This is a genomic window from Maribacter sp. 4U21, from assembly GCF_002742365.1.
Classification (GTDB): domain Bacteria; phylum Bacteroidota; class Bacteroidia; order Flavobacteriales; family Flavobacteriaceae; genus Maribacter.
Window position 1 is genome coordinate 81,486 of record NZ_MDGN01000058.1, and the last position, 14,069, is coordinate 95,554.

The 14,069-nt window shown below is 39.7% G+C and carries 9 protein-coding genes; 4 read left to right on the forward strand and 5 right to left on the reverse strand.

Annotated features, from left to right (window positions below; all coding sequences use genetic code 11):
• Positions 1–2: 2 nt before the first annotated feature.
• Positions 3–1,853 carry a membrane protein insertase YidC gene (gene yidC / locus BFP77_RS12660; RefSeq protein ID WP_099574395.1) on the forward strand — a complete coding sequence of 617 codons (1,851 nt, stop codon included), beginning with the start codon at positions 3–5 and terminating at the stop codon, positions 1,851–1,853.
• Between the two features lie 342 nt (positions 1,854–2,195).
• Here the strand turns inward: yidC and BFP77_RS12665 are convergent, their stop codons facing one another.
• Together BFP77_RS12665 and BFP77_RS12670 are read right to left on the reverse strand one after the other, a co-directional pair.
• A complete protein-coding gene (locus tag BFP77_RS12665) occupies positions 2,196–4,709 on the reverse strand; it encodes a fasciclin domain-containing protein (RefSeq protein WP_099574396.1) in 2,514 nt (837 codons plus the stop codon).
• Between the two features lie 424 nt (positions 4,710–5,133).
• Positions 5,134–7,032 carry a fasciclin domain-containing protein gene (locus tag BFP77_RS12670; RefSeq protein WP_099574397.1) on the reverse strand — a complete coding sequence of 633 codons (1,899 nt, stop codon included), beginning with the start codon at positions 7,030–7,032 and terminating at the stop codon, positions 5,134–5,136.
• A 320-nt stretch (positions 7,033–7,352) separates the two neighbouring features.
• Between BFP77_RS12670 and mnmA the strand changes: the two genes are divergently transcribed.
• The 3 genes from mnmA (at position 7,353) to BFP77_RS12685 (ending at position 10,669) form a co-directional block, all read left to right on the forward strand.
• The gene (gene mnmA / locus BFP77_RS12675; RefSeq protein WP_099574398.1) at positions 7,353–8,585 is read left to right on the forward strand and encodes a tRNA 2-thiouridine(34) synthase MnmA; all 1,233 of its coding nucleotides are present in this window, start codon (positions 7,353–7,355) and stop codon (positions 8,583–8,585) included.
• Positions 8,586–8,627: 42 nt separating this feature from the next.
• Positions 8,628–9,578, forward strand: a complete 951-nt coding sequence (locus BFP77_RS12680; protein ID WP_099574399.1) for an NAD(P)H-dependent flavin oxidoreductase — start codon at positions 8,628–8,630, stop codon at positions 9,576–9,578.
• A 158-nt stretch (positions 9,579–9,736) separates the two neighbouring features.
• On the forward strand, positions 9,737–10,669 hold the full coding sequence (locus BFP77_RS12685) for a 3-keto-disaccharide hydrolase (protein ID WP_099574400.1): 933 nt from the start codon (positions 9,737–9,739) through the stop codon (positions 10,667–10,669).
• Between the two features lie 39 nt (positions 10,670–10,708).
• On the opposite strand, the gene BFP77_RS12690 is transcribed toward BFP77_RS12685, so the two are convergent.
• From BFP77_RS12690 to BFP77_RS12700, 3 genes are all read right to left on the reverse strand, one after another.
• Entirely contained in the window at positions 10,709–11,962 is a 1,254-nt protein-coding gene (locus tag BFP77_RS12690) for an aminotransferase class V-fold PLP-dependent enzyme (RefSeq protein WP_099574401.1), read from the reverse strand.
• A 76-nt stretch (positions 11,963–12,038) separates the two neighbouring features.
• Positions 12,039–12,482, reverse strand: coding sequence for a PaaI family thioesterase (locus BFP77_RS12695; protein ID WP_099574402.1), 444 nt, complete (start codon positions 12,480–12,482; stop codon positions 12,039–12,041).
• A gap of 31 nt (positions 12,483–12,513) precedes the next feature.
• Positions 12,514–14,058, reverse strand: coding sequence for a M20 family peptidase (locus BFP77_RS12700; protein ID WP_257212965.1), 1,545 nt, complete (start codon positions 14,056–14,058; stop codon positions 12,514–12,516).
• Positions 14,059–14,069: the final 11 nt, after the last annotated feature.

Below are 14,069 nucleotides of genomic sequence, written 5' to 3' on the forward strand. Positions count from 1 at the left end.
AGATGGAAGAAAAGAAATTGGACGTGAATTCCATAATCGGTTTTGTACTGATTTTTGGCATATTGATTTTCATGTTTTATCAGAACAAGCCTACCCCAGAAGAGCTAGAAGAACAGGCGAAACAAGAGCAGGTAGAGGCTAAGGCGGCACAAGAAGAAAATATAGATAAAGAGGTAGTAGCGGAAGCGCCAGTACTTAATTTAAACGATTCTACGGCAGTTGCAAATTACAAAAGTCAAATAGGGGCATTCGGCTTTACGGCGCCCTCTGCGGCAACGACCGTTCTTCAAAACGAAGTACTTTATTTAGAGATAAGTAATAAGGGAGGACACATTATAGAGGCAAAGATGAAGAATTTTGTCACCTATGATTCTATTCCGGTGTACCTAATTAAAGATGGAAATTCCTCTTTTGGGCTTAATTTCTCTACCACGGACAACAGGGTGTTGAATACCAAGGATCTGTATTTTGAACCAAGCTTAAGTAATTCGGATAACAACCAAGTGCTTTCATTGAAAGCAAAAGTTTCCAACAACCAATACTTGGAATACCGTTATGAAATGAAACCGGATGACTACTTGGTAGATTTTACAATACGTAGCCAAGGTCTGGACAGGGTTATGAACGATAGTAAGCCTGTAACCTTAGACTGGCAGTTAAAAGGTATAAGACATTCCAAAAGCATAGTATATGAAAATAGATATACGCGTCTCACTTACAATCATGAAGATGGTAAGATAAGTAAACTCTCTGAAGGTAGTGATGATGAGGAAACGGAAGAGGATATTAAATGGATATCTTATAGACAGCACTTTTTTAGCTCTATTCTGGCGACTAAGGAGCCCTTTGAAACTGGAGCGTTAGAGTCAAAAAATTTAGTGGAGGAAGAGAGTAGGACTTTTGGTTTTACTAAAGAGTATGCCTCAGTTTTACCCCTTGAAGTTAAAGGAGGTGAACTTTCTCAAAATATGCACTGGTATTTTGGCCCAACCGATGTTGAGGTCTTGTCAAAATATGAAGATTTGGGACTGGAGGACTCTATACCATTTGGGTGGGGAATTTTCGGATGGATCAATCGCTATATTTTTACGCCTTTTTACTCTTTCCTAGGGGGAATGCTACCTGCAGGTATCGCTATCATTATCATGACCATTTTGGTGCGTTTGGCCATGTCTCCGGTTACGTATAAATCGTATCTGTCACAAGCTAAGATGAAAGTGTTGAAGCCAGAGATTACAGAGCTTGGAGAAAAGTATAAGGACAATGCCATGAAAAAGCAACAGGAAACCATGAAATTGTATGGTAAAGCTGGTGTTAGCCCAATGAGTGGTTGTGTGCCGGCATTTCTTCAGATGCCTATATTCTATGCGTTGTTCATGTTTTTCCCAACATCTTTTGCATTGCGCCAAAAGTCGTTTTTATGGGCAGATGATCTTTCTTCCTTTGATACCATCTATCAGTTTCCAGAAGGTTTTTCAATACCCTTCTATGGTGACCATATTAGTCTGTTTCCAATTTTGGCATCCGTAGCTATTTTCTTTTATATGATGATGACTACTGGGCAGAATATGCCAACACAGCCCGGTATGCCCAACATGAAGTTCATTATGTACTTAATGCCCTTTATGATGTTATTCTTCTTTAATAATTATGCAAGTGGATTAAGTTTGTACTACTTTGTTTCCAACTTAATTACTATTGGAATTATGTTGGTGATCAAGAATTTTATCTTAGATAACGATAAGATTCATGCGCAAATACAGGAGAATAAAAAGAAGCCTAAAAAGGAGAATAAATTTCAGCGAAAGATGCGTGAGATGATGGAGCAGGCGGAAGCTCAGAAAAAGAAATAATTAGATACTCTTATTTATTAAATAACTCAGGGCACTCCTAAGAGTATTTAAAAGGAAAACAAGGTGTGTGCTTTTGAGCTAAGCCTTGAAGCATTCTAATCTTGTTTATTACGCAATAAAGAAAAGCCTCTGGATAATCCAGAGGCTTTTGCCAATGATTAAGGATTGGTTTGGTAAGATTTGGGGATGTAAATATGATTCTAATTACCTCTTAAAAAAAATATGAGTTGTAAAGAGCACTTATTTGTATGCTAACTAATCTACTTCTGATGTTTGAAAAAATAATTACACAAAAAAACCTCTCAAGTTGTTGAGAGGTTTTAAAATTTATACTGTTATATACTAGTGAGAAGGAGGACTTAAAATATCCAATACTTCTTGTGGTAATAACACTTTATCTATGACATGTACGATTCCGTTGCTCGCCATTACATCCGCCAGGGTAACGTTAGCATCAACATCTGTTTTGTCACGTATTTGAACGCCATGGTTCAATATTGGAAAAACAGATTCTCCCTGTACAGTACCAATTTCTTGATGATTTTGTAAATCTCCCGAAGCCACCGCAGCGCCTGCAGCTACATGATACGTAAGTACTTTAGCTAATAGGGCTTTTTCCTCATCCGTATCAAAATCAGCAAGGCTGTGGAAATCATCTCCCAAAGCATTCAATAAATCAGCGAAAGCTGCATTTGTAGGAGCAAAAACAGTAAATGGTCCGTCACCACTAAGTACGTCTACTAGACCAGCATCTGCCTGAATCAAGGCATCTACCAATAAACTTAAGTCATCTACACTTTGCGCGGTCTCAACAATATTGGGTACGGCAGGAGTCAATGCATCTAAAACAGCTTGCGGTAATAATACTTTATCAATAACGTGTACTACTCCGTTACTAGCTTCAACATCCGCAAGGACAACTGTAGCATTTTCATCGGTAGCGTCATCTATATGAACTGTACCGTCTTTAATATTAATGGAAACATCCTCTCCTTGGAAGGTAGTGATGTTTTGACCATCGCTTAAGTCAGTTGAAAAAGCGGCAGTTCCCGCAACGACGTGATATGTTAACACACTTACAAGGAGTGATTTTTCTTCGTCAGTATCAAAATCTGCTAAACTGCTATAGTCATCTCCTAAGATATCCAATAATTCCACGAATGCTGCATTTGTCGGAGCAAATACTGTAAAAGGTCCGTCACCACTCAATGTTTCCACTAAACCAGCATCAGCTTGTCCTAAAGCACTTACTAAAAGACTTAAATCATCGGTTGCAACAGCAATTTCTACGATTGTTTGTAGGCTCATGGCCGCTAGAGCATCCAGTACTTCTTGTGGTAAAAGGACTTTGTTTATTACATGTACAACACCGTTGCTAGCTTCTACATCAGCGATAACTACTTCAGCATTAGTTTCTGTAGCATCGGTTATAAATACACCGCCATTTAAACTTACTCCAACGTTTTCACCTTGGAAAGTTTCAATCATTTGTCCATCGCTTAAATCTGTAGAGAAAGCGGCTGCACCAGCAACTACGTGATACGTCAATACCTTAACAAGAAGTGCTTTTTCTTCCTCTGTATCAAAATCAGCCAAACTGTTAAAATCGTCACCTAAAACATCTAACAAAGCTGCAAAAGCCGCGTTAGTTGGAGCAAATACTGTAAATGGTCCGTCACCACTCAAGGTTTCAGCTAGTCCTGCATCTGCCTGAACTAAAGCATCAACTAAAAGACTTAAGTCGTCTGAAGCAACTGCTGTATCCACTATGGTCTTTAACTGAAGGCTAGCTACAAAATCGATTGCAGACTGTGGTAATAAAACTTTGTCGATCGTATGCGCTACACCATTGGAAGCCATGATATCCGTTGCAGTAATATTAGCGTTTGTTTCAGAAGCATCACCAATGACAAAAGTGTCACCGGAAGCGATAACTTCAATTGAATTGTCCGCAAGTGCTGTCGGTACGGAACCAGCTGCTAAATCCGCAGCCTTTACCTCTGCAGCTAAAACATGATACAATAAGATGTCTTTTAACAAGGCTATTTCTTCTTCCGTGTCAAAATCGTCCAACCCATTATAATCATCTCCTAAAATATCTAAAAGTGCAACGAAAGCATCGTCCGTGGGAGCAAAAACGGTAAAAGGACCTTCACTACTTAGAGTTGCAGCCAAATCTGCTTTAATGACAGCGGCTTCCAATATGGATAGTGCTTCGGTTGCGACAACCACATCTACAAGGGTACCAGTCTCATTAGTCATTTCTCCTTCATTCAAGGCATCGATGATAGCCTGAGGAACCATAACTTTATTTATAACATGTACTACTCCGTTACTGGCTTCAACGTCTGCGATAACAACTTCAGCATCAACTTCCGTAGCATCTTGGATAAAGACACCACCTGCAAGATTTACCGTTAACTCTTCTCCTTGTGCGGTTCCTAGCTTTTGTCCTGCACTCAAATCCGTAGATTTTGCAGCCACACCAGAAATAACATGATAAGTAAGGATAGTTGTTAGTATGGCACGTTCTTCATCCGTATCAAAATCCGCAAGAGATTCGAACCCGTCCAGTGAGGCCAATAAATTTTCAAAGGCATCATTTGTGGGGGCGAAAACTGTGAAGGGGCCATCTCCGCTTAAAGTTCCTACTAAATCGGTTCCTTCAGTATTATCTGCAGTAGTTAATGCTGAAACTAATGCCGCTAGGGCTTCTTGTCCCTGTGCGGTCTCAACAATATTTTTTTCATCAAACGTTTTGGCTACTTCATCGTTGTCGTCCTTGTCACAGGACCAGGCCAAGAAAACTATTGCTAGCAGGGCTAACAAACTTTTAAAGGATACTACTTTTTTCATAATGTGTGTTTTAGGTAAAATGTTTAATTAATTGTTTTTTAAATAGAACAAATGATTCAAATGATATTTTTTTATTTTTTGCTAATTCAATAAAAAAGTGGAGTCATAATCTAAAAAAATTGAATTTTGAACACAAAAAATGAATTTAATCACTTTTTCTATATTCTTTTTAACAAGAGTGTCAAAAGTAGAAAGGGTTGCTTTTGTTTATTTAAATTTTACAAAAGTTTAACAAAAAGCTTAAACAAAAAGCTCAATTGTAAGACAATACAACAGTATTTATCGCGAATTAGGGATATTTGTTTAAGGATGACGTGGTTTGATTGGTCATCATTCTAGTGCTAGTGAAACGAATCCGTTTCAATGATGCACATAAAAAAAAGCCGCAAGAAGCGGCTTTGAGAATTTGACTTTATATTAACTATTAATTCGTCGTATCCGGAATCATAACTTTGTTCAAGACATGAACGACGCCGTTGTTGGCTTGCACGTCTACCGCTATGATGCCTATATCCGTAGTTCCCGAACCATCGGTTACGTCGGCAATGTTGTCACCTGAGCCTGGCAAGGTTATCGTAATTGCGTCTCCTTCAAGAGTTGTAGCGGCTGTAGTTCCATCAGCATTCAAATCTCCAGACCTTACGTTAGCTCCAGCTACTACGTGATGTAACAATACTTGGGTCAAGACAGCTTCCTCGGGTATTTCGGACAATGCCTCGAATGCTTCATTTGTTGGTGCAAATACAGTAAAATCCGGATTTATATTGTCCATATTTCCACCTTCTGTTCTTGATAGGATTCCTGCGAAATCAGTATCTGGTGTTAATTCTGTCAATGCACTTACTAAAGTCGTAAAATTAGGGTCAGCTACAGCAAAAGTAACCACCGATGGTAAATCTATGACCGCATCAACTGCATGGATTACACCATTAGTAGCAATAACATCTGCAATGGCCACACTACTCGTTCCGTTAAGTCTTACCCCATCATCTGTATTAACGTACATACTTAGGTTGTCCCCATCCACATTAGTACCCAAAGAGCTAATATAACTATTGGTTAATCCTGTGGATACTGCGGCAGCACCTTGAATTACGTGATTGGACAATACATTATTAATATCGTTTCCGTTTGGATTGGTAAATGCTGTAAAAGCAGCATTGACTGGAGCGAATACGGTAAATACTTCGTCAGCATCAGATAATAGAGTAGTGAAGGTCGTATTTCCACCGTCGGTTAAAGCACCTACAAGAGAGGTCAATTCTGAATTTGCCAATGCATGATCAACAATATTGGGAAGACCTATAACCGCATCTACGATATGTACTACACCGTTACTTGCTTTAATATCGGCATTAGTAACTGAGGATACTCCATTTACGACAACACCGTCGGACACATCTATAAACATACTAAGGTTTGCGCCTTCAGGTCCCGCTGTAGAAAGTGATGATACATAACCTGTAGCTAAGTCAGAAGACATATTTGTACCGCTAACAACATGGTTCAGTAGAACTTGTGTTAATACGTCTACAGGAACATCCGCTAGGGTCGCGAAATTATTGGCCTCTAGGAAGGCTGCGAACGCATCGTCCGTTGGAGCGAAAACCGTAAAAGGTCCTGCGCCATCTAAAACATTAGGTAAATCGCCGTCTGCCGCTTGCAGTGCTGCAACTAAATTACTTAATGTCGGTGTAGCTATGGCCAAGTCTGTTATAGAACTTAAAAGAACACCTTCTAATGCATCTAATGCTGCTTGAGGTATTAATACCTTATCAATAACATGAACAATTCCATTGTTCGTAGTCACATCGGCAGTAGTTACGAAAGCTGCTTCTCCTGCTGCATCGGTAAATGAAGCACCGCCTTCAAGGCTAACGGTCAATTGTTCTCCCTGTGCGGTAGTAATTGTTAGTCCCTCCGTTAATTCAGAAGAAGGAACCGCAGCCCCGCCAACGACATGATAAGTGAGTATCGTAGCGAGTAAATTCTGAAGTTGTGTCGTATTAAAATCGTCTAAAGAATCAAATCCATCTAAACGTCCGAGTAAAGCTGTGAAAGCTTCATTGGAAGGAGCTAATACCGTATATACGGCACCTTCTGTACTTAGTAAAGTTATAAGGTCATTATCATCACTTTCATCAGCCTTCGAAAGTGCTGCTACTAAGCTACTTAAAGAATTATTAGCTTGGGCGGTTTCAACGATGTTAGAACCAGGTACTATTTCAGGTCCTTGATCCTGATCGTCATCGCTACAAGAGGCAGCGAATATTAAGAGGAACGCACAAATGGTAGATTTTAAAATTCTGGGTAATGTTTTCATAGAACTACTTTTAAGGATTTAGATTATTATTGTTTAATTATTTCAGAATATAAATAAACAGTTTTTATATAGGGAAAGATGTTATAGTATTCTTAAGGTTGATTTTGTTTATTGAAATTTCACAGAAGTTTAACAGAAATGAATCTTTTGAGTTCTTTTCCAAATAGATAGAGCACATGTGAAGTTGCCCAGAGCGGAATTTGCCTGCAACAAGGAAAATATTTGTTCAGGATTGTGCTAAAATGATAATGCAACCATGACATAAGGTTTAAAATGAACATATTGATTTCGTTATACGGAATAGGTTACAGTGTCTTCTAATGCACTGTAATTTTGTATTTTTGTACCGACAAAAGGGGAAGATGAAAAAAGTTGTTATTGGACTTTCCGGAGGTGTAGATTCTAGTGTTGCCGCTTATCTTTTAAAAAAGCAAGGATACGAGGTCATAGGACTATTCATGAAGAATTGGCATGATGATTCCGTAACCATTTCCGAGGAATGCCCTTGGCTAGAGGATAGTAACGACGCATTAATCGTTGCGGAGAAATTGGGTATTCCGTTTCAAACAGTGGATTTAAGTGCGGAGTATAAAGAGCGTATCGTTGATTATATGTTTAGGGAATATGAGATGGGAAGAACTCCCAATCCTGATGTACTTTGTAACAGAGAAATTAAGTTTGATGTTTTTATGAAGATAGCACTACAGTTGGGTGCTGACTATGTGGCTACGGGTCATTACTGTAGAAAAGGCGCCATTGAACGCCCTGATGGAAGTAAGATCTATCAGCTTTTGTCGGGTAAGGATAGCAATAAGGACCAATCTTATTTCTTATGTCAATTATCACAGGAACAATTGTCCAAGACCTTATTTCCTATAGGTGAATTAACCAAACCGCAGGTGCGAGAAATCGCCGCTGAAATGAATTTGATAACGGCGGATAAAAAAGATTCTCAAGGGCTATGTTTTATAGGTAAAGTGCGACTTCCGGAATTTTTACAACAACAATTAAAGCCAAAAAAGGGAAAAATCATACAAGTCCCCCACACCGTTGATGCCTACCGCAGAACAGTTCCTAATTTTAACAACAAGCAAGAAGAATTGGCTTTTTATGCAAGTAAACCTCAATATAGCATCGCAGACGGTGCCGTGGTAGGCGAGCATCAAGGAGCACATTATTTTACAAAGGGGCAACGTAAAGGTCTACACGTGGGCGGTACAAAAGAACCTTTGTTCGTCATTGAAACCGATGTTACCGATAATGTAATTTATACGGGTGAGGGTAAATCTCATCCCGGTCTTTATAGAAGAACCTTGTTCGTAAAGGATGAAGAATTACACTGGGTACGTCCAGATTTGAAGTTAAAAACCGATGGCTCCTTAAAAGTCATGGCACGAATAAGGTACCGGCAACTTTTGGAAGAAGCCATCCTATATAAAATAGAAGGCGGTCTTTATGTAGATTTTGCAGAAGAACAGTCCGCCATACAGGAAGGTCAGTTCGTTGCATGGTATATAGAGGACGAGCTCGTAGGTTCTGGTGTTATATCTTGATAGTTAAGGGGCATTTTTCAAAGACAGCAAAAAAGGTAACCAATGAAAAATAGAATTACCGAACTCTTCAATATACAGTATCCTATTATTCAAGGCGGAATGATTTGGGCTAGTGGCTGGCGTTTGGCTTCCGCTGTTTCCAATGCGGGCGGGTTAGGTATAATTGGGGCAGGAAGTATGTATCCCGATGTATTACGAGAACATATTCAAAAATGTAAACAGGCGACCGAAAAGCCCTTTGCGGTAAATATACCAATGCTTTATTCGGATATTGAAAAGTTGATGGATATTATAGTAAGCCAAAAGGTTAAAATCGTTTTTACTTCCGCAGGAAACCCTAAAACGTGGACGGCATTCTTAAAAGAGAACGGAATTACCGTAGTGCATGTGGTCAGTAGTGTTAAGTTTGCCCTTAAAGCGCAAGACGCCGGTGTTGATGCGGTAGTAGCAGAAGGTTTTGAGGCCGGTGGACATAACGGTCGGGAAGAAACTACGACCTTGGTTCTGATTCCTGCCGTAAAGGAAAGACTCGAAATACCTTTAATAGCCGCTGGAGGCATTGCCACAGGTAAGGCCATGCTGGCCACCATGATATTAGGAGCTGATGCAGTACAAGTAGGTAGTAGATTTGTAGCAAGTATAGAAGCCTCGTCTCATGATAATTTTAAGGAATCTATAATAGATGCAAAAGAGGGTGATACCCATTTAACTTTGAAAGAACTGGCCCCAGTTCGGCTTTTGAAAAACAAGTTCTACCAATCAGTGCAAGAAGCTTATGCCAATGGTGCTTCTACAGAGGAATTAAAACAGTTATTAGGAAGAGCAAGAGCCAAGAAAGGGATGTTCGAAGGAGACTTGGATGAGGGCGAGTTAGAGATTGGACAAGTATCCGCTTTAATCCACGATATTAAACCAGCAGGTGAAATTATCCGTGAAATGATGGAGGAGTACAAATTGGCTGTTCGTGCCACTGGGAAATCACATCGTTTTTAGGACGGTCCGCAGCATCTTGCAAACGTCATTTTATTTTGAATTGCACTATTGGCGTAAATTGCAAAAAAGGGTAGCGTTTAATGTTACCGGCACGGCCCGGTTCTTATAGCCGTATGATTTTTCCAACTTAATAGTATATTTGAAAAAAATCAATACATATGAAAAGATACTTTTTGCTGGCAGTTGTAATAACTTCTTTTAGTCCAACAATTATTTCTGCGCAAGAGGGACACCCCCTAGAAGGAAGATGGAATCTGACTATTGATCAAGAAGGAGAAAAATTACCGTCATGGCTAGAAATACGACATTCCGGTAACAACACTTTAATAGGTAGGTTTACCTATGCTTTTGGAAGTGCGAGACCAATCGCAGAGGTAAAGAAATACGGCGATTTGTTTTACTTTTCAATTCCGCCGCAATGGGAGCCAGGTGCCTCCGACATGGAGTTCCAAGGTAAAAGAGTGGGAGCGGGGCTTGAAGGGACTATGATATATACGGATGGAAAGACCTATAACTGGACAGCGGTTGCAGCTCCCAAATTGAATACCATAGCCAATCCTAAATTTGGAAAAACCCAAAAGCTCTTTAATGGAAAAAATTTAGACGGTTGGAAAACGGACGGTAGTAACCAATGGGAAGTGGTCGATGGAATTTTGACAAGTCCTAAACCCGGAATTAATCTCATTTCCCAAGAAAAATTTACGGATTTTAAGCTTCATGCAGAATTCAGATACCCTAAGGGCAGTAATAGTGGTTTGTATCTTCGTGGGCGTTATGAAATTCAGATTGCCGATAATAAGGGTCTAGAGCCATCATCCATCTATTTTGGTGGTGTTTACGGATTACTTACACCGAACACGAACATGGCCAAAGAGCCGGGAGAATGGCAGACCTATGATATTACGCTATTAGGAAGGAATATCACTATAGTGGCCAACGGCAAGACCATTATCTCCGAACAGAATATTCTTGGTATGACCGGAGGTGCACTAGATAACGATGAAGCTGCACCAGGACCAATTATGATTCAAGGGGACCATGGTCCTGTAGAATTTAGAAGCTTGGAAATAACACCGGTATTGGATAGATAAACATAACTGCATAAGTGACAGTCTTTTTTCTATACCTTTTCAGGTTTTAGCTATGGTTTTAAGTGCTGTTACCAGATGGTCAATATCCTTCTTTGTTATGAATATGGCGAATGAAAGTCGCACTGCATTTAATCCAAATTTAGACATGGGTCTAGAATCTATACCGAAGTCATTGAAGAGTTCTTCTTTTACCGCTTGTACATCCTTTCCTTTAATTTCTACCACTTGTATTCCGGCAGAGAGGTCATTTGACGAAGGCGTTTTAGTTACAATAAGGTCACTGCTTTCTATGGTCTTCAGGAAATAGTCTTTTAATTCATAGGTTCGTTTGTGAATTCTATCTTCACCAATACTATTTCGGTAATCAATTGCAGCTCCTAGCCCTAATAATTCCGGTAAATTCCGTGTATTATAATTTTCTAGTCTTCTTATACTCGGATCTTTATAGCCACGAGCTACGATTAATGGTTTAAGTAGTTCCTGCTGTTCTTTTTTAGCATAGAAAATACCGATTCCTTTTGGAGCAAATAACCACTTGTGGGCGCTAACGGTATAAAAGTCGCAATCCATTTCTCTTAGATCGGTTTTTACCATACCTGCTCCTTGGGCGCCATCTACAGCCACCAAAACACCGTTTTCATGCGCCATTTTTGAAATTTCCTTTATGGGCAGCATCATTCCGTTGGTGTTTACAATATGACAGAGCGATATTACTTTTGTTCGTGGTCTAATCGCTGCCTTGAAAATGGCTAAAATCTCTTCTTTAGTTTTAGGTAGGATGGGTAACGTAGGCCTTATGAGCTTAATTCCTTTGGATGCTTGCCATACAGTCCATGGCACAACTGCACTTGCATGTTCATGATCAGATAGAATAACTTCGTCCCCAGGCTCTAATCGTAGGCTCTGCGCAATAAGGTTCATCCCTTCCGTGGTATTGTGTATTAAAGCGATTTCTTCTTCTGATACGCTAAAAACGGAGGCCACCTTCTGGCGGGTAGCTTCCTTTTCTTCACCCCAACCACCCCACATATATTTCGAAGGAAAATCGTCTAGGGTGTCCCTGAACGTATTAGTGGCTTTTCTTATAGGGTAAGGGCAGGCTCCCAAGGATGCATTATTGAAGTATTTGACCCCTTCGGCAAATTGGAATTGTTTGGCAACAGTTTCCCAATAATTCTCTAAATTTTTATCGGGAAATTGATGAAGCTCGTTAATAGCGGATTGTAAGGGAGCTTTACTATTAGACCAACTTTGTGCAGGTAGCGCTAGGGTTCCGGCTACACCTAAACCCATATTTTTTAAAAAAGTTCTTCTGTTTTTATGCATATTTCCTAGATGTGCTTATTGCCTTTACCTAACTACCTATTCTTTACTTTTTGGGAATTTCTACTTTAGTTTTGATTAGATTGGAATGTCCCTTAGCGATTAATCGGGACTTGTCATTGTTCCAGACCAAACACTCAACATTCATAATTTGGTTTCCCTTTTTAACCATAACTGTTTGGGCTATAACGATTTCACCAGCTCTAGCTGAACTAAAGTAATCTACCGCTAGATTTACTGTGGTATAAATATGGCTATTGTTTAGGGAATAGACGGCGGCACCTATGGCATCGTCAATGATAGCGGCGGTAATACCGCCATGTAGAATACCTACGGGGTTGGTCATCTCATCACGTATAAGATGAGAGAATTCTAACTCACCCTCTTCCGCACTGAGCAAGGTAGGATTCAACCACTTCATCAACGGCGATATGGAATCAGAAGAGTCTTTTCCAATTTTCGATTTAAAATAGGCAACAACTTTGTTCATTCGTACAATTTTACGTCTGCTAGGTTAAGCTTTAATTATTTGGTTGGTCACTATTCTTGATAAACTGTGTGTAAAAACGAATGCTGTCATAAAAATCCTCTACTGCTAAGCGCTCGTTTAGACCATGAAATGATTTTTTAGTATCGTTATTCAAGTGAATAGGAGAAAAGCGGTAGATATCATCGGAAATATCCCTAAAATGCCTTGAGTCTGTTGCACCAACGACTAAATTGGGAGAGACCAGAACCTCTGGATATAGTTCTAAGATGGTCTTGTTCAAGGTAGAAAATCCGAACGAATCTGTTCTGGAAAGTTTGGACGCTTCCGCAGAGGTGCTTCCTTTTGTGAGTGTAATGCGGTCATCTGCGATAACATTCTTCACATGGGCAATGACATCTTCTATCGTTGTTTCTGGAAGCACTCTAAAATTTACCGTGGCATTTGCTCTTTGTGGTATGATATTATCTTTTATACCACTGTTAAATATAGTCGGGGAAGTCGTTGTTCGTATAAGGGCATTACCAGAGGGACTCTTTTCATAGAGGTTCAGTACAAAGGGTTCTAAAAGGCCTTTATTGGCAAAAATCATTTTATTGATAAAAGGCATCTCTGGACCTAGATAATTCATAAATCCTTCTAGGGGAACGGTGATTTTAGCTGGTAACGGATTGTTCTTTAATTTGGCGATAGCGGTGGACATAACGTCGATTGCAGTTTCTTTCCCTGGCATGGAGGAATGGCCGCCTTCAATCTTAACCGCAAGATTTAGTGTAAGGTATCCTTTTTCCGCGGTACCTATTAAAGCTACCTCTTTGGTGATATCAGGAACGAGTCCGTCTGCTATAACACCACCTTCATCAACGACAAATTCCGCTTTTACGCCTTTTTCCTTGAGATATGTGGCCATGGCCACTGCTCCTTGTCGTCCGCCTATCTCTTCATCATGACCAAATGCAAAGTAAAAACTTCTTTTAGGGGTGTAGCCCTTTTTTAAAAGCAGTTCTACCGCTTCCATAATGCCAATTACACCGACTTTGTCATCTATGGCACCCCGTCCCCAGATCGTATCATTTTTGATTTCGCCGCCAAAGGGCGCAACTTTCCATTCTGGCAGGTTTTTCTCTATGACGGGAACAACGTCCAAATGCCCCATCATCACTACAGGTTTTAAGGAAGGGTCCGTTCCTTTCCAATGGTATAAGTGACTAAAGGAGTTGAACATTTTCTTTTCTAGCAAGGAGTCCATCAAGGGGTAGGTGTCAGAAACGAAAGTGGCAAATTTTTGAAATTCCAAGGAATCAAAATCTGCTAAATTTTCTGGAGAAACAGTTTTAATCTGAAGTGCTTTCGAAAAATTCTGAATGGCTGCCTTGTCAATTTGGGGTGCGTCTAATGCAGCAACTTTTATTTGTTTGGATTCAAAATTTAGTGCATTAAAGCTAAGGTAGGCAATAAGGATTACGAATAGAATACCGATTAGGGCAATTAACTTTTTAAGCAGTTTCATATTTGGTTGGAATTTCTTTAAATATACGAACTCCTTTAGAAGACAGAAAAAGCTATTAGCACTTTTCATAAGAACTAATA